This is a genomic window from Thalassospira marina, from assembly GCF_002844375.1.
In the GTDB taxonomy this organism is placed as follows: domain Bacteria; phylum Pseudomonadota; class Alphaproteobacteria; order Rhodospirillales; family Thalassospiraceae; genus Thalassospira; species Thalassospira marina.
Genome location: NZ_CP024200.1, coordinates 236370 through 257680 on the forward strand (window position 1 = coordinate 236370; position 21311 = coordinate 257680).

Below are 21311 nucleotides of genomic sequence, written 5' to 3' on the forward strand. Positions count from 1 at the left end.
GGTGCAGTGAGAGGAATTGTCCTTTGTCCTATTGCGGATTTTAATTCACCGCGAGTGTTCCCGGAAATCTGCGTCGCCAGAATTTTGGATGTGAAGCGATGAGGTTCGGACATAAATAGTCAGGTGCTGCGATCGGCAAATTGGTGGTGAGGACGTAATTTTCATGCCGGTCACAAGAGCCTTTTCGAGGGGGGAGAGTGTACCCAAATTGCCGTGGGTGCGGCATGACCAGTAGCACCGTATGCTTTGAGAAAATTGTTAACAATCTTTCTGTTTATTCCTAGCGTAATCGGTGTTTTCGCCTTTCAGGACTGTGTAGTGTACCGGGCAGGGGCGTGTATTTCCGGCTTGCGTGGCAGGCAATATATCCGTGATATTCTTTCACATATGCCGTCACGTCAGCGCTATTCTGCCTGATGGTCTGGCATGGTATGATGGCCGAGTTTCATTGTAACTGACGAGGCGACCCAGTTGGAAATCAAGTGGCTTGAAGATTTTGTTTCGCTGGCACGAACGCGCAATTTTTCGCGGTCATCGAAAGATCGAAATGTCACACAGCCTGCGTTCAGCCGACGTATTCGCGCGCTTGAAACCTGGCTTGGAACCGACCTGATCGACCGGCGCACCTATCCGATCACCCTGACAGAAGAAGGCCGCCTGTTTCGCGATACCGCTGAAACAGTCCTGAACGATATTTACCGGGACCGTGCGCAGTTCCACCAATTGCAGCATGCCGAACGACCCGATATTCGTATTGCCGCGGCCAGTACGCTAAGCATCAGTTTCATTCCGCCGTGGCTGAAAAATATTCGCGAGAAGATCGGCCCGTTTACCAGCCATATCATGACGGAAAATTTCCACGACATGGTGCGCCATCTGGCCGATGGCGACATTGATTTCGTGTTGCAATATTGCAGCCGGGAAGCACCGGTTTTGTTTGATACCACGCAGTTCAAGGCCATGACCCTGTCGCGTGAACGCATGATCCTGGTTTCGCCTTTTGCCGCCGATGGCAAAACCGCCCTGCTAGACCCGGAGAGGGACAGTGACATTCCCTTTATCGGTTATTCAAAAAGTGGATATTTCGCCGAAGTTGAATCGCTGATGTTTGCGCAAAATCCGAAATGCCGCAAAAAGTTCCGCAAAATCAGCGAAAGCCCGACATCGGAATTCGTCAAGCGCATGGCGCTTGAATTTGGTGCGCTGACCATTGTCCCGGAAAGCTGCGCCAAAGCTGAAATCCAGCGTGGCGAGCTTACCGAGATCAAATCGGAAACCTGGTCACATAATCTCGATATCCAGATTTACCGCAAGGCAGATACCAAACGGTCCATCACCCGTAAATTATGGGCCGTTCTGGAAAAAGACCTGAAATAGGTTTTATTCATCGCCATAGATAAAGGCGTTAAGCGCCCCTTTTTCGGTAACAAAGCCGCGATACATGCCTTCACTATTCATCGGCATGGCAATATTGCCATCGCGGTCAATCGCGATCAGGCCACCGGACCCGTCATTTTTGCCAAGGTCTTCCATCACCACATGGTTGGCCGCATCCTGCAGGGATTGCCCGGCAAACCGCATCCGTGCGGAAATTTCGTGGGCCGCGCAATAGCGGATAAAGACTTCGCCATGTCCGGTTGCGGAAACAGCACAGCTTTCATTATCGGCAAAGGTGCCCGCACCAATAACCGGGGTATCGCCAATACGGCCCGGTGCCTTGCCCGTCATACCGCCGGTGGATGTGGCAGCGGCAAGGTTGCCGTTCATATCGCGGGCAACCGCACCAACCGTGCCATGGCGGCGGGCGGGATCGTCGCTTTCTTTGCCCTGTGCGCGCAGCTTCAGGGTTTCCTGCAAGGCCTGCCAGCGGCTGTCGGTATGGAAATAGGCGGCTTCTTCAAACGGGATACCGGCGGCACGCGCAATTTCCAATGCGGCCTCGGCCGAGAAAAACACATGATCGGAATTTTCCATCACCGCGCGCGCAACACGAATGGGGTTTTTCGGGCCGAAAATACCGGCAATCGCGCCAACCTGGCGGGTGGCACCATCCATGATGGCGGCATCCATTTCCTGTTTGCCTGCCGATGTAAAAACTGCACCGCGCCCGGCATTGAAAAGCGGGTTGTCTTCAAGCGCGCAAACGGTTGCGACAACGGCATCAATTGCTGAACCCTGTTTTTCCAGAACGGCCTGACCGGCCCTAAGGGCGGTGTGAATACCATCGCGATAGCCGGTTTCCTTTTCCGGTGTCATTTGTGAACGCAGGATCGTGCCGGCCCCACCATGCAGTGCGAGCGAAAAACGGTTGGTCATCTGATTAATCCCTGTGAGGTCCCGGAAAATCGGGGCTGAAATTTTGCCCACTATTGACCCCGCCTTTCGACAAGACAAGGGCGGCGTTTGGTGATTGGCGGTGCCTTATACGGCCTCGGCATAGTTCGGTATGGCGGCCTTCAAAGCCGCCAGCCTTTTTAAAATCCGCCAAACCGGAATGCCGCGATCATTGTGCACGTGCAGCAATGCTTTGTGCGGGTGCCGTCAAAACTATGCAAAATCGGCATATATCTTGCCAAAACAGCTTTAGAAGGACGGGTCTTAAAACAGTAACGTTTCTGTCAACACAAAGCCGGCACCGGGAATGCCGGCAGAAATTCAGGGAAATTTGAATGGCAGTACAGGCGAAATCCCCCCTTCTATCCGTGCGCGACCTGACGGTTGAATTTGGCAATGATGCAGCCCCGGTTACGGCGGTCAAAAGCCTTAACCTGGATGTCTATAAGGGCGAAACGGTTGCGATTGTTGGTGAATCGGGTTCGGGAAAATCTGTTACCGCGCTTTCGATGATGCGCCTGATCGAATTTGGCAAAGGGGCGATTTCCAAAGGTGAAATCAACCTGCGTCGCCGCAATGGCCAGCTTGAAGACATTTGCAAGCTTGATGATGACAAGGTTCGTAATCTGCGTGGCGATGAAATTGCCATGATCTTTCAGGAACCGATGACATCGTTAAACCCGGTTTTCACCATTGGTGAACAATTGATCGAACCGATCATCACGCATCAGAAAAAACGCCGGGCCGAGGCAACCGAAATTGCGCTGGAAATGCTCGAAAAAGTGCGCATTCCCGATGCGCGCAATTTGCTGAAACGTTATCCGCATCATCTTTCAGGCGGAATGCGCCAGCGCGTGATGATCGCAATGGCCCTGTCCTGCCGCCCGCAATTGCTGTTGGCGGATGAGCCGACAACCGCCCTTGATGTGACCATCCAGGCCCAGATTTTGCGCCTGATCCGCGATCTTCAGGTTGAAAACAACATGTCGGTTCTGTTTATCACCCACGATATGGGGGTGGTGTCCGAAATTGCCGACCGCGTTATTGTGATGTATCGCGGTGAAAAGGTTGAAGAAGGCGATGTCAAATCGCTGTTTGAAAACCCGCAGCATCCCTATACCAAATCCCTGCTCCAAGCCGTACCACGCCTGGGTTCGATGAAGGGAATTGATCACCCTGCGCGTTTTGTGATTCCCGGTGAAAAAGTGGCAGCCGCCCTGGTGCGTGACCCGGAAGTTGGCACCTCGCAAATTGATTACAGCAAGCCACCCCTGCTTTCGGTTCGTGAACTGACCACCCGCTTTGACATCAAGGAAGGCATTCTGGGCCGCACCACCAAGCGGGTCCATGCGGTCGAGGGGATTGATCTGGATATCTGGCCGGGCGAGACGCTGGGGCTGGTGGGGGAATCTGGCTGTGGCAAATCAACCACCGGCCGATCGATCCTGAAACTGGTGCAGTCACAATCATCGCGCCTGCATTTTGACGGGCAGGATATGTCGGCCATGTCGCATAACGATCTGCAAAAGCTGCGCCGTCAAATCCAGTTTGTGTTTCAGGACCCCTATGCATCGCTTAATCCGCGTCTGACGGTTGGCTATTCAATTTGCGAGCCGATGCTGATCCATCGTCTTGAAACACCAAAAAATGCCATGGATCGCGCCGTTTGGCTGCTTGAACAGGTTGGTTTGTCGGCCGAGCATGCCAAACGTTACCCGCATGCCTTTTCGGGCGGGCAGCGCCAGCGCATTGCCATTGCACGCGCATTGGGCACCAACCCCAAAATGATCATCGCGGACGAGGCCGTATCGGCCCTTGATGTGTCGGTTCAGGCGCAGGTCATCAATCTGATGATGGATTTGCAGCAGAAATTCGGTCTGGCCTGGCTGTTTATTTCCCATGACATGGCCGTGGTCGAACGGGTTAGCCACCGTATCGCGGTGATGTATCTGGGCCAGATCGTGGAAACGGGAACACGGCGCAACGTGTTTGAACATCCCGGCCACGCCTATACCCGGCGGTTAATGGATGCCGCACCGGTGCCAGACCCGGCCTTTCGCATTGAAAACCGGCCCCTGATTACGGGCGAAGTGCCCAGTCCGGTCCGGTCTATTCACAATCCTCCTTCGCGGCTTGCCCTGCAGGAAATTTCCCAGGGGCATTTCGTCGCAGCGGAATAAACGTCCAGTCTTTCCAACGCTTAACAACAATAAACAAACACCTAGATCAGAAAAGAGGCAACTAAACATGAAACATCTGAAAAACGCGATCCTTGGCGCAACCATGCTGGCCGGTGCCCTGGGCACGGTCCAGGCCGCCCAGGCAGCCGAACTTTCCATCGCGCTCAACCAGATTGTGCAGGGGCTGAACCCGCAGGATTCCAACTACAATGTCGATTATTCGGTCGCGAATGGCATTTTTGAACGCCTGATCGCATTTGACGCCGACATGAAACTGGTACCGCAGCTTGCCACCAGTTGGGAAGGCAGCGAAGACGCCACCGTCTTTACCCTTAAGCTGCGCGAAGGTGTGAAATTCCAGGATGGCACCGATTTCAATGCTGCTGCCGTCAAATTCAACCTGGACCGTCTGGCAGACCCCAGCCTGAACCTGAAAAAACACAGCCTGTTCAAACTGGTTGAATCGGTTGAAACCCCGGACGATTACACCGTTGTGATCAAGCTGAGCAAACCGTTCGGCGCCATGATCAACACGCTGGCCCACCCGTCGGTCGTGATGGAAAGCCCGGCTGCGATTGAAAAATACGGCAAGGATTTTGCCAAGCATCCGGTTGGTACGGGTCCGTTCAAATTCCAGGAATGGGTACCGGGCGAAAAGCTGGTGGTTGTGAAGAACGACAATTACTGGGATTCCGAATGGCCGAAGCTTGATAAAGTTACCTTCTATCCGGTTGCGGAAAACGGCACGCGCGTTTCCATGCTGATGTCCGATGAAGTGCAGTTCGTGCCGATCCTGCCGGCAGAACTGATGAAACGTGTCAGTGAATCCGACAAATACGAAGTGCTGGAAAAGCCGGGCATTTCGGTGTGGGTCATGGCCATGAACATGATGCGCAAGGAATTCAAAGACATTCGCGTACGCGAAGCCTTTAACCTTGCGATCGACAAAAACGCCTTTACCCAGGTTGTTTATGGCGGCCACGCCATCGTGCCGGACTCACCGCTGGCACCGGCAACGCAGTTCCATGCCACCCAGACCCCGGCCCTGACCACCGATGTTGCCAAGGCCAAGGAACTGATGGCGGATGCCGGTTATGCCGATGGCTTCTCGATCAATCTTTGGGCGCGTAACAACTCGACCGAAGTGCGCATGCTGCAATTCATCAAACAGCAGCTTTCGCAGATCAATGTTAAGGTTGATATCGTTCCGCTTGAAGGGGCAACCCGTGCCGAAAAGCTGTTTGGTTCCAGCGTAACGCCGGAAACCGCCGAATTTGATTCGGTTATTGGCGGCTGGTCGCCCTCCACCGGTGATGCAGACTGGCACCTGCGCCCGGTTTATTCGACCGAAGGCTGGATCCCGAACATGTATAACGAGGCGTTCTATTCCAACCCGGATGTGGACAAAGCCATCAATGATGCCCTTGAAACGGCTGATCCGGCAAAACGCGCTGCGGCATATGAAGTTGCCCAAAAGCAGATCTGGAAAGACAAACCGGTTGTGTGGCTGGCAGTGGATAACGCCCTGGCAGGCCGTAAAAAAGGCCTGACCGGCGCCTTCCCGATGCCCGATGGCACTATGCAATATGCCCATGCTGCCTTCGAAAAATAAGCCCGCCTGAAACCTCCGGCCCGGTAATGTGGCAACATGTTACCGGGCCGCTGACACCAAGAGCACCAGATGGTTCAATATTTCCTGCGACGGCTTTTTGCGTTAATTCCGGTTCTGTTTCTGATTTCGATATTTGTTTTTATGTTCGTCCATGCGCTGCCGGGCGACCCGGCCCGTGTGCTGGCCGGGGAACATGCCACGCTGGAAGAAGTCGAAATCGTTCGCCGGACCCTTAACCTCAATGCGCCGCTTTATCAGCAATATTTCAAATTTATCGGCAATATCCTGAGCGGTAATCTGGGGATTTCGCTGCGAACGCACGAACCGGTCACCACCATGATTGGCCGGGCCTTTATGCCGACCGTCTGGCTGGCATTGTGTGCGCTGGGCTGGTCGGTGCTGTTTGGCCTGATTTCAGGTGTGGTTTCGGCCGTTAAACGCGGCAGTGTTGGCGACCACGCCGGTATGTTTGCTGCTGTTTCCGGCATTTCGATGCCGCCTTTCTGGCTGGGCCTGCTGTTGATGCAGTTTTTCTCGGTCCAGTTGGGCTGGTTTGGCACCAGCGGGTTTGACAGCCTTTCGGACCTTGTTTTGCCGTCATTGACATTGGGTGCGGGTGTTGCCGCCATTATGGCGCGTTTCACACGTTCCGCTGTGATCGAGGTTGTCCGCGAGGATTACATCCGAACCGCCCGGGCCAAGGGGCTTAAGGAAAAAATTGTCATCTGGAAACATGCCCTGCGCAATGCCCTGATCCCGGTTGTCACCATGGCGGGCCTTCAGTTCGGCTTTTTGCTGGGTGGGTCGATTGTGATCGAACAGGTGTTTCGCTGGCCGGGCATGGGCGCGCTTTTGCTCGATGCCATCCGTTTTCGCGATTACACCGTGGTTCAGGCCGAGATCATGATTTTCTCGCTTGAATTTCTGCTGATCAATCTTTTGGTTGATGTCCTTTACGGGCTGATCAATCCGAAAATTCGCTATAGCTAGGATACCGTGATGACGCAACAACCTGAAATCGTTATTGATGCGCCACCGGCCCTGAACGAACCGGCGACCAGTCCGATCCGGGAATTCTGGAAACGGTTTGCCAAACGCAAAGTCGCGGTCGCGGCGGGCATTTTCCTGCTGGCCATGTATGTTACGGCGTTTCTGGCCCCGGTTATTTTGCCATTCGGCCCCGATAGCTTTGACTACATGAACACCCTGCAAACCCCAACGGCCCTGCATTGGGCCGGGACCGACGAATTTGGCCGCGATATTTTTGCCCGTTTGATGAATGGCGCAAAATTGTCGATGTTTATTGGTTTTACCTCGGTTTCGGTTGGGGCCGTGGTCGGTGTTCTGGCAGGTCTTTTTGCCGGTTATTATGGTGGCTGGCTGGATGCCTGCACGATGCGGATATCGGACGTGCTGTTTGCCTTCCCCGGCATGTTGCTGGCGATTGGTATTGTCGCCATTCTTGGCCCGGGCCTGACCAACGTTATTGTCGCTGTGGCCATTTTCAGTGTGCCGGCATTTGCGCGTATCGTGCGTTCGGGCACGCTGGCGCATAAGGAAAGCACCTATGTCGAGGCTGCACGCGCGGCGGGGGCATCGGACTTTGTCATTATGTTCCGCCATATTTTGCCTGGTGTGCTGGGTGCGGTGATTGTTTATTTCACCATGCGAATTGGTACATCCATCATTACGGCAACCAGCCTGTCATTTCTGGGTTTGGGGGTTGAACCTTCGACCGCGGAATGGGGTGCGATGCTCTCAACCGGGCGCGATTACATGATGGCCGGTGAATGGCATCTAACGCTGTTTCCCGGTATTGCCATCTTTATTACGGTCCTGTCTTTCAACATTCTGGGCGATGGCCTGCATGATGCGCTGGACCCCAAACTGGACAAAGAATAAGCCTGATCCCAGGCGATTAAAAACATGACAGAAAACTTGCGAAACGCGATAGCGTGTGCCGATTGGTGGGTTCATCCTACGGGACCAACCAATCAGATTACCGATGTGCCCGGTGTGAAAGTCGGCCATTTTACCCATAAAAGCGGCGATACGGCACGCACCGGTGTAACGGCCATTTTGCCCCATGATGGCAACCTGTTTGACCGGCCAGTTCATGCCGGAACCGCCATTTTAAACGGCTTTGGCAAAAGTGCCGGTCTGGTCCAGGTCGAAGAACTGGGCGAGATTGAAACACCGATTATCCTGACCAATACCTTTGGCGTTGCGGACTGCACCAAGGCCCTGATCAAACGCACCATTGCGCAAAACCCCGATGTGGGCCGTAAAATGGCAACGGTTAACCCGTTGGTGATGGAATGCAATGATGGCGTGGTAAACGACATTCAGGCCTTTCATGTGACCGAAGCCATGGTTGACAAGGCCATTGATAATGCCGGTACGCAGTTTGACCAGGGAACGGTTGGTGCCGGGACCGGCATGAAAACTTTTGGCTTTGCGGGTGGCATTGGTTCGGCCTCGCGGCGGGTAAAGCTTGCTGGCGGCGTGCATTACCATGTCGGTGCGCTGGTTTTATCCAATTTCGGCCAGAAATCCGAATTGCGGGTGCTGGGGCAAAAGCCATCAGCTCCTGTCGCACCTGCTTCCCCGGCGGGCGAGGATTTTGACAAAGGATCGATCATTATTGTTCTGGCAACCGATGCCCCGCTTGATTCCCGTCAACTTTCGCGGCTGAGCCGCCGGTCATCGGCGGCATTGGGGCGGCTGGGCAGTTACCTTGGCCATCAAAGCGGCGATATCGCGGTGGCCTTTTCCACCCAAAACGTCAAGGCGCGTGATGGCGACGCGGTTTATGCAGGGCAGTTTGTTTCGGAAAGCTGCATGAATGCGTTTTTCCACTGCAGTGTCGAGGCAGTGGAAGAAGCCGTTTTAAATGCCATGTGGAATGGGCAGGCAACACCGTCCTATAATGGTAAAACCCTGCCGGAATTTCGGGCGTTTTATCGGGCATGTACAGCCTGATTATCGCCGATATCCGCGAAATATGACGCACAAAAAAACCGGCTTTCTGGTGCAAATTCCAGAAAGCCGGTTTTTGTTTTTGGGGCCTTGCTGTTATTGCAGCCCGTTTACAATCAGCGCCAGTGCGGAAATGGTGCTGATGGCATCGGCGTGTGAATTGGCAACAAACTTGACGGTTTGGGCATCACACCGTTCCATCTGCGGCAAAAGGGCCGCGCCATCGGCATAAAGCTGTTTGTGGAAACGCACCGAAATGGTCAGCGGCACCTTGCACGGGCTTTCAACCGGCGCACCTTTTGCTGCGGCAACAACTTCGCTGACCTGTTGTGTAATCATTTCGCGCGATTTTTTCGGCGACAGGCTGTTCATTGCACCGGCACCCAATGCCTGTTTGACCGTGATGTTACGGGCAGACGGGAACTGCGCGGAAATTTCCTGTGCCAGGCGGTCATCACCGCTTACGGCAAGAAGGGGCACGCCAATTTCGGCAGCATAACCGCCAAACAGGGTTGGTTCACCGGCCTGTACGCCATTGATCACGATGGAATGAAAGGCAAGGCCGCTTACAGTGTGGGCCATGACGCCAAAGTTTGACGCCGCACCGTGATAGCCGATCAGAATGACGCCATCATGTTTATCATCAATGCCCTGGATCATGGATAACGGGCGCGGTTTGCCCGAAACCAGCCGGGCACGTTCATCCAGGTCTTCGGCGATGATATTGCGCATCGGGCCGTGGGAATCTGCCACGGTGACTTCGGTGGCACCACCATCAAATGCGCCTGCAATGGCGGCATTGGCTTCCTGGGTCATCAGGCGGCGGGCAACCTCGTATTCCGGGTTACCGCGCCGACCCTGCAGGGTTTCACAAACGCCTGCTACACCTTCGATATCAACAGAAATAAAAATTCGCAACGTCCCGGCCTCCTGATTGGTATGTGATTATCGGCAATCTTACTGCCTTCAAATCATCCTTCACCAATGCCGATCCGACATGGATCATACCAAATCGGGCGCTTATACAGGGGTATGTACCCGTTATCAGGTGCCATTCGTTCGGCCGGGACGATATTGCGAAATATTGGTGCCTTTACCGGATCGCCTGCCCATTGGCATCAAACAGATGCAGGTTTTCGGCATCAAATGTCAGGCCAACGGTTGCGCCGGTTTCAAGGTCGGAATAACCGACGATCCGAACCGTAAACAGGCCGACATTTTCTACCTGGATATAGGCAAAGCTGTCTGACCCCAGATGCTCCATGACCTCGATCTGGCCGGTCAGAATGCCATCATTCGCGTTGGTCAGGCTGATATGTTCGGGCCGAATGCCAAAATGCGTTGCCGATTGTGCATTGCGCCCGGTGGCAAAGGTGCCGCCACCGGCAAATGAAATGTTTTCGCCATTGCCCGTGCATGGTGCGACATTCATTTTGGGCGAACCAATAAACTGCGCAACAAACAGATTGGCCGGGTTGCGATAAAGCTCCAGCGGGGTGCCGACCTGTTCGATCTGGCCTGCCTGCAACACCACAATTTTGGTGGCAAGGGTCATGGCCTCGACCTGATCATGGGTTACATAGATCATGGTTGCCGCCAGCTTTTTATGCAGGCGGGCAATTTCCAGGCGCATTTCAACGCGCAGGCCTGCATCAAGGTTGGAAAGCGGTTCGTCAAACAAAAATGCCTTGGGTTCACGCACAATGGCGCGGCCAATGGCAACACGTTGGCGCTGCCCACCCGAAAGTTCCTTTGGTTTGCGATCCAGCAACTGGTCAAGCTGCAGGGTGGTGGCGGCTTCATCAACCTTGGCCTTGATCGATGCCTTGTCCATATGTGCCACTTCCAGGGCAAAGCCGACATTTTCGCGCACGGTTTTGTGCGGATAAAGCGCATAGGACTGAAATACCATCGAAAGTTCGCGTTCAGCCGGTGGTTTGCCGGTAACATCGTCACCATCAATCAGGATTTGCCCGTCGCTGGCCTCGACCAGCCCGGCAATCAGGCGCAGCAGGGTGGATTTACCACACCCTGACGGGCCGACAAAAATCATCAAATCACCTTCATCGATGGTCAGGTCAATGCCCTTGATCACCTCGACATCACGAAAGGATTTGCGCACATTGCGAAGTTCGATCTGACCCATGTTATTGTGTCTCCGTTTTTGGGCGGGCAGTGGGCGACGCCCAGTAAAGCCACATGGCGGCTGTCCATGAAAAATCCTTGCCACCGCCACCATTGCCGGTGACCGGGCTGAAATATTCACGGAAATCCGATTTTTCGATCAGGGCGGCGGTATCATTGGCCACCAGTTCGGCCAGGTCCGGGCGGCCATGTTCCGCAAGGCCGGTTGCGATCATCCAGTTGATCATCGCCCATACCGGGCCGCGCCAATAGCGGATATCGTCAAACGCGATATTGTTGGGGTCAAAGCTGGGCACGGCGAAATTGATTTTCTGGCGCCATTCCAACAGGGTCGAATAATGTGCCCTGGCCCGGATATCGTTTTCCGGTCCTCCGTACAGTGATAGCCAACTACCTGATGTCAAACGATTGTCAAGTTTGTTGTGGCGCAAATCCAGCGTCACATATCCTTGCGCGATGTCGGACCAAAGCTGGTTAAAACCTTTATCAAGCCGGGCCAGCCGGGCGGTGGCGCGGCTGGCAATGTCGGGCAGGTTAAATTGTAGGGCAAGGGCGACAAGGTCGCGTTCGGCCCGGCGTAAAATGGCATTCATGCCCGGTTCCGCCACCCAGAACGGGCAATGATCGGCAATGGTTTTAACATCCCACTGGCAGTTACGCCCAAACTGCACCAACGCCATATAGTGATCATAGTCGTGGTTTTTGGGGCGTTCGGCCTCGTTCACCATTTGGGTGTCGCGGCGAAGGAATGTGCCAACATTCGATGTATCGACATGGGACAATGGTTCATCCCAGTCTGGCAGGTTGTCGCGCCCGCTTTCCCATGGGTGCATGATGGCAACCACGCCCCGGCCTTCGGGGTCACGCGCATCGGCAAACCATTGGTGCCAGCGGTCAAGTGCGTGCAGCATCGGGGTGACCCGCGCGCCATGGTCACCCGGCATCGATGATGCAAGCTGGCGAACGACCGTCGCCGCAACAGGGGGCTGGGTAATGCCCGATGTGGGCGGGGTATGGCCGCTTTGCCATTCGCCGGGGCCAGGAAAATAGCCTTCTTCATGCTGCCAGAACACGATATGCGGCACCATGCCGTTATCCCACTGGGCAGATAGCAGCTTTTCAATTTCCTGCCAGGCGCGGTCGCTATCATAGGTGGCAATGCCAAGGGCGGTAAGGGCGGAATCCCAGTTCCATTGAAAAGGATAAAGCCCTTTGGTGGGAACGGTATAACCGCCTTTGTCATTTTCGCGCAGGATGCGGCGTGCTTCGCCGTCCAGGCGGGCGGTCGTTTCGGGATTGATCACACTATTATCCTTTCACGCTGCCAGATGTCAGGCCCTGCACAAGGAACCGTTCAAACCACAGAAACACCACCAGAATGGGGATTGTGGCAACAACAGCACCCGCCATCAGATGCTGGCGGGGCACCTCGGATGAATTAAGCGATACCACCCCGCGTGACAGGGTGAAGATGTTGGGGTCATCAAGGAACATGAAAGCAAACAGGAATTCGTTCCAGGCGATCATGAAAACATAAAGCGATACCGATGCCAGGGCTGGCAAAGCCAGCGGCAGGGTAATTTTCCAGATCACGCCAAGGCGACCAAGGCCATCCATCAGCCCGGCTTCTTCCAGTTCCACCGGAAGCCCCCGGAAATAACCCTGCAACATGTAAAGTGCGACGGGAACCGTTGTGGCGGGATAGACAATCAACAGGCCCAAAATCGAATTGCGCAGGCCCACCTGGCTAAACACCGAATAAAGCGGAATAACCAGCACGATCATGGGGACCAGATAAATCAGCAATACCGATTTCGACAGAATGTTTTGCCCCGGAAAACGCAACCGTGCCACCGCATAGGCACCCGGAATGGAAAATGCCAGCGTGATCAGAACGGTACAGACAGAAACAATCGTGGATATCAGCAGGAAACGGCCAAAATTGAACTTGGTGAACAGTTCGATATAGCTGTTAAACAGGCTTTCGCTGCCTTGCGAGAAATCAACCGACAGATCCAGCGGGTTTTGAAACAGGCTTTGCTGGCTTTTCAGGCTGGTCATCAGCATCACATAAAATGGCAAAACCACGATGACGGTGAAAAAGACAAAACCAAAACCGCGCAAGACCCGCACGATGACAACATCGATTTTATAACGCGTCAGAATGCCGCCTTCGATGCCATCCAGGCAGGCCCGGTTTGCCAGCGTGATGGCACCGGCAATAATGGCAATCGCAATCGCCTGGGCAACTGGCGCACTGGTGAAGGGTTCGGTAAAGGGGGCGGCAAAGGAAAAGCCCAGCATGGCAATGATTGCGCCAATAAAGGCCGCCAGATAAAGCCCGTTTGTCCGCAAGTTCGGGCTGCGCAACATAATGATGGCGGCACTGACAGCACCCGCCACGGCCCCGGCCGAAATAACGGGTGCCGATGGCAAACCCGAAATCAGCGTCAGGGAAATGCCGGCAATGGCAATGGCGAGTATTCCCCAGAGCAGCCCGGACAGAATGGCAAGAAGAAAACCGGTTCCGATACGCATGTCAGGAATCCTCGCGATGGACGAAACGGAAATAAACAACGGCAAAGACCAGCAGCATGAAAAAGATGACAACTGCCACCGCGGCCCCGGCACCAAGATTGGACAGGGCAAAACCCTGTTCGTAGACATCCACGGTCAAAGTCCGGGTGCCTGCGGCCCCGCCGGTTAACAGGAAAATGTCGTCGAACTTGTTAAACGTCCAAATGAAGCGCAGCAAAAACAGGGTGGATAAAATGCCGATCAGCTGCGGCAGCGAGATATGCCAGAACTGTTGAAGCGGTGTGGCCCCGTCAACCTCGGCGGCTTCATACATGTCTGACGAAATGGACTGCATGCGCGCCAGAATGAACAGGAAAGATAACGGGAAATAACGCCATGCCTCGAACGCGATAACGGTGGCAAGAGCCAGCGGGAATTCAAATGTAACGCCAAAAAATGTAACGGGGACGGATCGCGCACCAAAGAAATTGATGCCTTCGCCCGCAATGTTCATTTTTTGCAAAACAGCATTAAACGTGCCTGAAAACGGGTCCAGCAGGATCAGCCACGTAAAGGCAACGGCAATGACCGGCGCAACATAGGGAAACAAAAACAGCCCGCGCAGAATGGAACGCCCGGCGAATTTTTTGTTAAGCAATTGTGCGGCAAACAGGCCCAAAATCAGCGCGCCGCCGGTGCCAAAAACCGTATAGGCAATCGTCACCCACAGAACCGACCAGAATTCGCGCGAATTGAACACATTGATAAAATTGTCAAAGGTGAATTCGGCATTGGTCAGGATATTGTCGGCATCACCCGTGATGGCGGGTTCGCTATCACGCGGGCGAACAGGGTTATCGATATAGGCCTGATCCGCCGTCACACTGATGGCAAAACGTTCGCGTGTGCCACCTTCCCAGTCGCCCAGTTCGCACAGAATGTTACGATCATCAACGCGGCAGTGGGAATCTGTTTTGCTCAGGCTCAGGCCTGCGGGCAGGGTATCACGCAGGGTGACGTTTTTGATTTCTTCGGTTTGCGATGAATTGCGCACTCGGTATTCAATTTTGGCTTCGTCACCGGCCTTTTCCAAATGCCCGCGCAGGCGTTCGGATGCGATGATGCGCGGTGGACGCAGATCACCCAGCGTTACCGGCTTTGCCGATATCCAGAAATTGGCAATCAGCGGAAACAGCACAATGCCCAGCACAATAACAAAAGTGGGCAAAAGCAGGCTGTAAGCCAGCCGTGCCTCGCGCCGTTCCATTGGGCCGATGCGCCGTTTTTTTTGGGTTGGTGCGGGGCTTTGGGGTGGGGTGTTTGTTGTTGCCGTGGTCATATTGGCCTGCCTCGTCATCCCGGCCAGGAAAATGCTTCCTGGCCGGTCGGTTGGCGCGAAAAAAGGATCGCTTACTGAATTTTTGCGATTTCTTCGTTGATCAGGTCGGCGGTTTCATCGGCGCTGCGTTCACCGTCGATAAATTCGCGGGTCAGGCGGTTGATCACCTGTGAATTGATGATGCGCGATGCCTGGGCCAGTTCGCCTTCCTTCACACCCCAGCGGTCTGCATTGTCCAGACCTTCCATGATGTTATCGATGACTTCTTTGGAATAGATGTCGGAAAGCGGCTTTTTACGGTCAACACCGGCGGGCAGGGTCATCCATGCCTTGCGGAATTTTTCGGGGTCATCCTTGGTGCCGGGCCGAACCGGGAATTTGCCTTCAGGCGCAATCGACAGGGTTTGGGTATATCCCTTATCAAGCGAGAATTTCACAAATTCCATTGCCGGGTCGGTGTCGGCATCGGCGGTAACACCGAAATAGCGCACATCACCCCAGGCCGCACCTTCCTTGTTGGACGGGCCTGCCAGGCGGGTGATAACACCGGTTTTTTCGGCAAGTTCGGTGGATGTCGGATCATCATTGATGGTGGGCGGGTTGCTGTCGCGCAGACCTGCCAGTTCATCGAGGATGAAGGGCGACCAGATGATCATTGCGGCCTTGCCGGCAAAATAAACCTGGCGGGATTGCTGCCAGTACAGATCACCCGGGGGCGATGCCTTTGCCAGCGTCTTATAGAAATTCAGGGATTCAACCAGTTTCTTTTTGTCAAAACCGATGGTGCCATCTTCCTTGATCGGGGTGGCGCCATTGGCAAGAAACACATGCTCCAGAACCTGGCTCATGAAGTTTTCGTCAACCTTGGTTGCGGCGACAAAACCATACATGTCAGGCGGGTTGTTCAGGGCCTTGATGGCGGCTTCGATATGGGCATAGCTATCAGGCGGGGCCAGGCCTTTTTCTTCAAACAGGTCCTTGCGATACAACACCATCTGTGTCCAGCCATCGGACGGAACAGCGGCAACTTCGCCGTCAAAATCGGCCATTTCAAGGGCTTTGGGGGTAAAGGTTTCTTTGCCCAGTTCCTTGACAATTTCGTCATTGGCGACGGTATCAAGGATGCCAGCTTCCGACCAGGGCAGCACATATTGCAGCGTCAGATAAATGACATCGGGCAGGTCACCGGCGGCAAAGGCCGCTGTGGCACGTTTGCCAAGGTCGGTTTCGGTAACGGGGATCACCTCGACAGCGGTGCCGGTTTCCTTTTCAAATTCCTTGGCCATTTCCTGCTGTTTTGCCAGGCGGTCGGGCTGTTCTTCCGTGGTCCAGAACCGCAACTGGGCACTGGCGATGCTGGTGCTGGCCATCAGGCCAATTGCGGCAACCGCCAGAATGCGGGGAAATTTCAATGTCATTAAAAGCCTCCCTTATTTTGTTGTGCCGGACTTTGTGCCGGCGGATTGACCGACGCGCGTGGCGTCAGTTTTGCCTGCCATAGGGTCTGCTTCGGGGCAGATGGCGGGTTGGTACACAGATCAAGCACCATGCGACCGGCCTCGCGGCCAATTTCATAGCTGTCCTGATGCAGGGTGGTCAGGGCGGGTTGAACAGCCCGGCCAATTGGCAGGCCATCAAACCCCATAATTGAAATATCTTCGCCCACGCGCAGCCCGGCCCGGGTAAGGGCGTGCATCGCGCCAATGGCAACAGCATCGGTTACGCATAAAAGGGCCGTGGGGCGGTCATTTTCGGTAATGGCAAGCAGGCGCTGGGCGGCGCGAAAAGCCGTTAATTCATCGGTGATACCATCAATCAGATAGCCCACACCGATATGACCGTTCTGTTCGGCCATGGCGCGCAAATAGCCGCTGCGCCGTTGCCAGGCGAAATTCATTGTCGGATCACCGCCCAGGCAGCCAATTTTGACATGCCCCAGCCCGCGCAAATAGGTCACTGCCTCGACAAAGGCCTGTTCGTTATCGATATCAAGCCAGGAATAATCATCGGGGTGATCGGTGCGGCCCTGTACGACAAAGGGCACGCCGCTTTGGCGCAAATAATTGACGCGCGCATCTTCACGCCGGGTTCGTGCAATGACAAATCCATCAACCTTGTTGGACCCGACAAGGCGGTCAATGACATCAACCTCGTCATGGCCATCGGGTACGGATGTTACCAGCAGGTCCCAGTCATGCAGCGACAATTCAGTTGCAAGGCCATTTAAAATTTCCGCCAGGAACGGGTCGGAATGCTGGGTGCGGCAGGTGGGCAGGACAAAGCCGATGGTTTCAATAACCCCGCGTGCCAGCCTGCGCGCACTTGATGATGGGCGATAACCCAGTTCGCGCGCGGCCTTTTGCACCCGCTGGCGGGTTTTTTCGGCAATGTCGGGGTAATTGTTCAGGGCACGCGAAATTGTCCCTTCTGCCAGTCCCAGATGCTGGGCCAGTCGGGCAATGGTCATCGGTTCGTTTCGCGACGACGGTTTGGACAAGTAACCTCCTGCCGGTTTCTGACAAGCTGCTCTATATCTGCGCGCGCATCATTCCGGGACTATTTTCCTTTTACGTGCGCTACGCTACCGAAAGCGCTTTCGGAAGTCAAATAACGGTCCCCCATCGGGTTTGTTCCCGCATGGCGCGTGGGGGTTTGAAAATATTTTCCAAAAGGCGAAAATCAGGCCTTGATGCCCGCTAAACCTGCGTTTGCGGCATCTGGAATTTACGGGAATTTTTACAAATTTGTGGCGTACACAAAAAAAATGCGGCGCACAGGGCACCACATTTTTTGTCGTGTTTATATCAGGGCGGGCTTGTCGCCATTTGTTCAAACCGGAATTTTCGGGGCGGTTTCAGGCGGTTTGGGCCGCGTCTTTGCGTTCCACCAGCAGGATATGGTCGGCAACCAGGACGGTTTCGTTTTTCTGGTTGATGACTTCGGTGGTTTCAACGATCCGGCCCAGATGCGGGCGCTTTGGGTCGTCATTTTTGGCGCTGATGGTGACGCGGGTTTTGATGGTATCGCCGATAAAAACCGGGCGCACAAACCGTAAACGGTCATAGCCATAGGAAAAGGCGCAGGGGTTGATTTCGGTTGCCGTCAGGCCAATGCCAATGGCGAAAATCATGGTGCCATGGGCAATGCGTTTTTCAAATGGCGTGGTTTTGGCAAATTCCGCATCCATGTGATGGGGGAAAAAATCGCCGGTATGGCCGGCATGGACAACAAAATCCGTTTCCGTGATCGTGCGGCCAAAGGTCAGGCGTTGTTCACCCTGTTGGTAATCTTCAAAATAACGGGCTTTTTCCACGGTCACGGCTTCCTTTGTGGTTGGGTGGCAGGCAGGGCGGAACTTTCATAGGCGGCCTCGACCAGGGCCATGGTGTGCCAGGCATCGCTGACAGAACTGATCAGGGTTTCATCCTCGCCAGTGCCAAAGCGTTGCAGGTTTGCAATGCGGCTGGCAAAGGCATCGGGAAACCAGCTGCCCCGCAGCGGGACATTGACCCAGGCATCACCGCCAGCGGGGTAAATTTCTAGAATATCCGGTTCGCCATCGGGATAGTTCAGATTAACGCCAAGCTGCACATAGGCAGCGCCCCTGGTGCCGCAAATACGAAATTCGCAGGCCTGATGGCGGCGACCAAAACGATGGTCATGATTGATGGAAAGATTGCAGCGCGTATTGGTGCCGTAATCAAGCATGGCACTGGTGCGGGTCTGGGCAACATCATGGGCGGGATGGCCCAGTGTTTTGGCGTGAATGCCGCTGGGTTCACCCAATATATGGCGGATCAGATCCAGATAATGAATGGAATGCATGCTGATTTCGATGCGCGGCAGCCCCTTTAAAAACGCCCATAATTGCCAGGGTGTATCAAGTGCTAGCCAGCCATCAAAATCAATGACATCGCCCAGCCAGCCTTTGGCAATGGAATCTTTCAATGCCAGCATCATCGGGGCAAAGCGCAGTTGGAAATTAACCGCAGCCGTCAGGTTTTTGCGCTGGCAAATATCAAGAATGGCACTGGCATCATCCCGGTCACGGCCCATGGGTTTCTGGATCAGGGCAGCAGCAGTGTCGGGCAGGGCCGAAAGAACCTCGCAATGCGCGGCAGGCGGCGTTGCCAGATCAAACACGGCATTGGTCTTTTGGGCGGCATTTACCGCGTCCTGCAGGGTCGCGAAGGCTGGAATGTTCCAGTCCTTTGCAACCTGTTGGCACTTTTCCTGGTTCGGGTCATAAATACCGGCAAGGGGAAAGCCCGCCTTTTGATAGGCCGGGAAATGCGCATCGGTAACGATTGATCCGGCACCAATGGTCATGATCGGGCGGGGATTGGCCGGCATTGGCCAAAACTGTTGCAGGGATGCCGGGTCAAAAGGCATTTTTGGGTGTTGGGGTTCAGTCATGGTGAAAGACTTCCTCCATCATTGCCCACCATTCGCCGTCCTTGCGTGTGGCAAGGGGCTGCTGGCAGGGCATGCAAACCTGCCACCATTCGCGGTTTTTGGGGTGACTGGCCATTTTTTCCATGTCGGCGGTAAAATCATGGCCGGTATATTCCCAATATCCAAACAGAAGATTTTCCGGTTCTTTCAGGAAGATCGAATAGTTGCGAATATTGCACTGGTTAATCAGTGCCAGTATTTCCGGCCAGACATCGGCATGCAGCCTTTTATAGGTTTCGATCTGATCGGGTTTAAGGCCAATGACCATTCCCATGCGCTGGGCCGGACTATTCATGGTTGTTTTCCGCATTACAGGCAAAAGATGCTGCCCTGCCACATGAAAGGATATGGCAGGGCAGGGTGTGATCAGGCTTTGCTGGTGTTACAGCGCGCCAGCATATTCCAGAATTTCGGTTGCCTTTGCGGCGGCGTCATCAAGGGCTTCTTTGGCGGTTTTATCGCCCAGGATGGCAGCCTGCAGTTCAGGGTAAACCGCATTTGAAATTTCGATCCATTCCGGCGTGCGCGGCACGGGAACGGCATGTTTGGCCGATGCCTGGAACGCCTTTAACACATCCATGCGGTAAGGGTCGGATTTTGCCTGTTCCACCAGCCAGTCCCAAACGGCGGTGCGGGTAGGAAGCGGGCCTGCCTTTGATTCCAGCTTCTGGGACTCTTCATTGGTTAAAAACCAGACCAGCGATGCCGCGGCATCCTTGTTTGCACAATCCTCGGTCACGGAAAAACCGTGAAAGCCCGACCAGCCGGTTGGAATACCCGCCGTGCCCGTTGGCGCGGGGACAACGCCAACATCGCCAGCAACCTTTGATGATTTGGGATCGTTAAAGAAGCTGGCCCAGCCTGGCCAGTCCAGATCAAGGGCAATGCTGCCCGATGCAAAACCCTGCCCCAGATCATCCCACAAATAGCTGGTGGTGCCGACAGGAACGGCCTTTGCCTTGTAAAGGTCAACAAACCAGTTCAGCGCATCAATGCCAGCCTGCGAATTAAAGGCCGGGCGGCCTTCGCCATCAAGATACTGCCCGCCATTGGCAACGACCATTTCATAGAAACGGCCATTGATGGCTTCTTCCTTGCCCGCAAACTGGGTGCCGTAAAAATCGGGCGGATTGGAAAAGAATTTCGCCTGGTCGGAAACCTGCGCCCAGGTGGTGGGTGGTGTCAGGTCGTAACCGAATTTCTCCTTGAACGCCTTCTGGTTGGCAGCATCGGCATAAAGATGTTTCTGGTAATAAAGGGCGGAAACATCAAACTGCGCGCGCGGCAGCATGACCAGCTTGTCATCCAGGGTCGCGGCCTTGATATTGGCCGGGACAAAGGCATCAATCTCTTCTTTGGGCAGCAATTGCGCCAGATCGGTATAAATACCGGGATATTGCGGGGCAAAGGACGAATGATTCGACGCCACACACCATGTCAGCGTGCCTGTTGCGATATCGGATTTGATTTCCTTGTCGAGTTCAAAGTGGTTCTTCTTTGAAACGATATTGACCTTGGCGCCGGTTGCTTTTTCCCAATCGGCGATACGGGCATAAAGGGCCTCGTATTGCTGGCCGCCAATCAGTTTTGCATCGATGGTGATACCGGGGAATGATCCCGGAAGGTCGGTTGCGGCCTGTGCCATAAAAGGTGCCAGTGCGCTTGCCGCAAACATGCCAAGGGCAAGTCCGGTCTTCAGACGTTTCATGTTTCCTCCCGTCGGTCTTTTTAAAAGACTCACTAATAATTT

General features: G+C 54.4%; 18 protein-coding genes. 6 read left to right on the plus strand and 12 right to left on the minus strand.

Going from position 1 to position 21311, the window contains the following annotated elements; all coding sequences use genetic code 11:
- Positions 1-471: 471 nt before the first annotated feature.
- A complete protein-coding gene (locus CSC3H3_RS21405) occupies positions 472-1377 on the plus strand; it encodes a LysR family transcriptional regulator (RefSeq protein WP_101269211.1) in 906 nt (301 codons plus the stop codon).
- Between the two features lie 3 nt (positions 1378-1380).
- On the opposite strand, the gene CSC3H3_RS21410 is transcribed toward CSC3H3_RS21405, so the two are convergent.
- Positions 1381-2316 (minus strand): isoaspartyl peptidase/L-asparaginase family protein, encoded by a 936-nt coding sequence (locus tag CSC3H3_RS21410; protein ID WP_101286466.1) that lies wholly within the window; start codon positions 2314-2316, stop codon positions 1381-1383.
- Positions 2317-2669: 353 nt separating this feature from the next.
- Here CSC3H3_RS21410 and CSC3H3_RS21415 point away from each other — a divergent pair, with 353 nt between their 5' ends.
- From CSC3H3_RS21415 to CSC3H3_RS21435, 5 genes are all read left to right on the plus strand, one after another.
- Positions 2670-4514: an ABC transporter ATP-binding protein gene (locus CSC3H3_RS21415; RefSeq protein ID WP_101286467.1), complete on the plus strand. Its 1845-nt coding sequence runs from the start codon at positions 2670-2672 to the stop codon at positions 4512-4514.
- A gap of 67 nt (positions 4515-4581) precedes the next feature.
- Entirely contained in the window at positions 4582-6126 is a 1545-nt protein-coding gene (locus CSC3H3_RS21420) for a glutathione ABC transporter substrate-binding protein (RefSeq protein ID WP_245881430.1), read from the plus strand.
- A gap of 69 nt (positions 6127-6195) precedes the next feature.
- Positions 6196-7116, plus strand: a complete 921-nt coding sequence (locus CSC3H3_RS21425) for an ABC transporter permease subunit (protein ID WP_101286468.1) — start codon at positions 6196-6198, stop codon at positions 7114-7116.
- Between the two features lie 9 nt (positions 7117-7125).
- Positions 7126-8028 (plus strand): ABC transporter permease subunit, encoded by a 903-nt coding sequence (locus tag CSC3H3_RS21430; RefSeq protein WP_101269217.1) that lies wholly within the window; start codon positions 7126-7128, stop codon positions 8026-8028.
- Positions 8029-8052: 24 nt separating this feature from the next.
- Positions 8053-9108: a DmpA family aminopeptidase gene (locus tag CSC3H3_RS21435; protein ID WP_101286469.1), complete on the plus strand. Its 1056-nt coding sequence runs from the start codon at positions 8053-8055 to the stop codon at positions 9106-9108.
- A 93-nt stretch (positions 9109-9201) separates the two neighbouring features.
- Here CSC3H3_RS21435 and CSC3H3_RS21440 read toward each other — a convergent pair whose 3' ends face one another.
- The 11 genes from CSC3H3_RS21440 to CSC3H3_RS21490 all read right to left on the minus strand — a co-directional run bounded on the left by CSC3H3_RS21440 (position 9202) and on the right by CSC3H3_RS21490 (position 21269).
- Complete coding sequence (locus CSC3H3_RS21440) at positions 9202-10023, minus strand: M55 family metallopeptidase (protein ID WP_101286470.1); 822 nt, start codon at positions 10021-10023, stop codon at positions 9202-9204.
- A 175-nt stretch (positions 10024-10198) separates the two neighbouring features.
- Positions 10199-11251, minus strand: coding sequence for an ABC transporter ATP-binding protein (locus CSC3H3_RS21445; protein WP_101286471.1), 1053 nt, complete (start codon positions 11249-11251; stop codon positions 10199-10201).
- Position 11252: 1 nt separating this feature from the next.
- A complete protein-coding gene (locus CSC3H3_RS21450) occupies positions 11253-12554 on the minus strand; it encodes an MGH1-like glycoside hydrolase domain-containing protein (protein WP_245881431.1) in 1302 nt (433 codons plus the stop codon).
- A 4-nt stretch (positions 12555-12558) separates the two neighbouring features.
- Positions 12559-13788, minus strand: coding sequence for a carbohydrate ABC transporter permease (locus tag CSC3H3_RS21455; protein WP_101286472.1), 1230 nt, complete (start codon positions 13786-13788; stop codon positions 12559-12561).
- A 1-nt stretch (position 13789) separates the two neighbouring features.
- Positions 13790-15106 carry a carbohydrate ABC transporter permease gene (locus CSC3H3_RS21460; RefSeq protein ID WP_425444988.1) on the minus strand — a complete coding sequence of 439 codons (1317 nt, stop codon included), beginning with the start codon at positions 15104-15106 and terminating at the stop codon, positions 13790-13792.
- A 71-nt stretch (positions 15107-15177) separates the two neighbouring features.
- Positions 15178-16524 (minus strand): ABC transporter substrate-binding protein, encoded by a 1347-nt coding sequence (locus CSC3H3_RS21465; protein WP_101286473.1) that lies wholly within the window; start codon positions 16522-16524, stop codon positions 15178-15180.
- Positions 16524-17603, minus strand: a complete 1080-nt coding sequence (locus CSC3H3_RS21470; protein ID WP_101286474.1) for a LacI family DNA-binding transcriptional regulator — start codon at positions 17601-17603, stop codon at positions 16524-16526. The genes CSC3H3_RS21465 and CSC3H3_RS21470 overlap by 1 nt, the downstream gene beginning before the upstream one ends.
- A gap of 357 nt (positions 17604-17960) precedes the next feature.
- Positions 17961-18419: a MaoC family dehydratase gene (locus tag CSC3H3_RS21475; protein WP_101286475.1), complete on the minus strand. Its 459-nt coding sequence runs from the start codon at positions 18417-18419 to the stop codon at positions 17961-17963.
- Positions 18420-18421: 2 nt separating this feature from the next.
- Positions 18422-19498, minus strand: a complete 1077-nt coding sequence (locus CSC3H3_RS21480) for a Gfo/Idh/MocA family protein (RefSeq protein ID WP_101286864.1) — start codon at positions 19496-19498, stop codon at positions 18422-18424.
- Between the two features lie 16 nt (positions 19499-19514).
- Complete coding sequence (locus CSC3H3_RS21485; protein ID WP_101286865.1) at positions 19515-19856, minus strand: L-rhamnose mutarotase; 342 nt, start codon at positions 19854-19856, stop codon at positions 19515-19517.
- 87 nt (positions 19857-19943) lie between these two features.
- The gene (locus CSC3H3_RS21490) at positions 19944-21269 is read right to left on the minus strand and encodes an ABC transporter substrate-binding protein (RefSeq protein ID WP_101286476.1); all 1326 of its coding nucleotides are present in this window, start codon (positions 21267-21269) and stop codon (positions 19944-19946) included.
- Positions 21270-21311 lie beyond the last annotated feature (42 nt).

Coding starts and splice junctions, on each gene's coding strand:
- CSC3H3_RS21410 (WP_101286466.1), bottom strand. CDS start 2,316: ATGACCAACCGTTTTTCGCTCGCACTGCATGGTGGGGCCGGCACGATC.
- CSC3H3_RS21415 (WP_101286467.1), top strand. CDS start 2,670: ATGGCAGTACAGGCGAAATCCCCCCTTCTATCCGTGCGCGACCTGACG.
- CSC3H3_RS21420 (WP_245881430.1), top strand. CDS start 4,582: ATGAAACATCTGAAAAACGCGATCCTTGGCGCAACCATGCTGGCCGGT.
- CSC3H3_RS21425 (WP_101286468.1), top strand. CDS start 6,196: ATGGTTCAATATTTCCTGCGACGGCTTTTTGCGTTAATTCCGGTTCTG.
- CSC3H3_RS21430 (WP_101269217.1), top strand. CDS start 7,126: ATGACGCAACAACCTGAAATCGTTATTGATGCGCCACCGGCCCTGAAC.
- CSC3H3_RS21435 (WP_101286469.1), top strand. CDS start 8,053: ATGACAGAAAACTTGCGAAACGCGATAGCGTGTGCCGATTGGTGGGTT.
- CSC3H3_RS21445 (WP_101286471.1), bottom strand. CDS start 11,251: ATGGGTCAGATCGAACTTCGCAATGTGCGCAAATCCTTTCGTGATGTC.
- CSC3H3_RS21455 (WP_101286472.1), bottom strand. CDS start 13,788: ATGCGTATCGGAACCGGTTTTCTTCTTGCCATTCTGTCCGGGCTGCTC.
- CSC3H3_RS21460 (WP_425444988.1), bottom strand. CDS start 15,106: ATGACCACGGCAACAACAAACACCCCACCCCAAAGCCCCGCACCAACC.
- CSC3H3_RS21465 (WP_101286473.1), bottom strand. CDS start 16,524: ATGACATTGAAATTTCCCCGCATTCTGGCGGTTGCCGCAATTGGCCTG.
- CSC3H3_RS21480 (WP_101286864.1), bottom strand. CDS start 19,498: ATGCCTTTTGACCCGGCATCCCTGCAACAGTTTTGGCCAATGCCGGCC.
- CSC3H3_RS21485 (WP_101286865.1), bottom strand. CDS start 19,856: ATGAATAGTCCGGCCCAGCGCATGGGAATGGTCATTGGCCTTAAACCC.
- CSC3H3_RS21490 (WP_101286476.1), bottom strand. CDS start 21,269: ATGAAACGTCTGAAGACCGGACTTGCCCTTGGCATGTTTGCGGCAAGC.